The sequence below is a fragment of the Streptomyces sp. BE20 genome (assembly GCF_036322525.1).
Taxonomy (GTDB): Bacteria; Actinomycetota; Actinomycetes; order Streptomycetales; family Streptomycetaceae; genus Kitasatospora.
In genome coordinates this window covers 1-329 of the sequence record NZ_JAQYWW010000049.1, presented here as the reverse complement: position 1 = coordinate 329, position 329 = coordinate 1, and the positions used below count along the sequence as shown (strand labels likewise).

Here is a 329-nt window from a genome sequence, read left to right as displayed (position 1 = left end):
GCCCGGGCCGCCGTGTCGTCGCCTGCGCCCGACTGGTGGATGCCCAGGTTGTCGAGGGCGCCGGCGAGGTGCGGGAGGGAGGCGGCCGGGTCGGTGTCGGCGAGGTGGCGACAGATCGGGACGGCTTCGGTGGCGGTGGCCAGGGCCGCAGACCGGTCGCCGTTGTCGGCCTGGTGGGCGGAGAGGGTGCAGAGGGCGTCGGCGAGCTTGATGAGGAAGGCGTCGGGGGAGGGCCCGGTGTCGGCGAGCTCTATGAAGAGGACGACCGCCTCCGTGGCGGAGCTCAGGGCGGCTGCCCGGACGCCGAGCTCGGACTGCCTGGTCTCGAG

1 pseudogene is annotated in these 329 nt (G+C 74.5%); it reads right to left on the bottom strand.

The features are described 5' to 3' along the window. Positions 1 to 329: pseudogene (locus PUR61_RS00180) on the bottom strand (hypothetical protein); the annotation flags it as partial.